At 21.3% G+C, this 230-nt stretch carries 1 protein-coding gene; it reads right to left on the bottom strand.

Going from position 1 to position 230, the window contains the following annotated elements; all coding sequences use genetic code 11:
- A partial coding sequence (locus tag ACEWMW_RS14585; RefSeq protein WP_409414683.1) for a hypothetical protein occupies positions 1-230 on the bottom strand: 230 nt, incomplete at both ends.

Consider the following 230-nt stretch of genomic DNA (forward strand, 5'->3'; position numbering starts at 1 on the left):
TTTTTTTTTTTTTTTTTTGGTTTTCTTTTTGGTTTTTTTTTTGTTTTTTTTTATTTTTTTTTTTTTTTTTGTTTTTTTTTTTTTGTTTTTTTTTTTTTTTTTGGTTTTGTTTTTTTTTTTTTTTTTTTTTTTTTTTTGTTTTTTTCGCGATTTTTTTGGTTTTTTTTTTGTTCTTGTTTGTTTTTTGGGTTGTTTTGTATTGTGTCGTGTTGGGGGTCCGGCACGCCCCC

The sequence above is a fragment of the Litorerythrobacter xanthomarinus genome (assembly GCF_046254955.1).
Taxonomy (GTDB): domain Bacteria; phylum Pseudomonadota; class Alphaproteobacteria; order Sphingomonadales; family Sphingomonadaceae; genus Qipengyuania_C.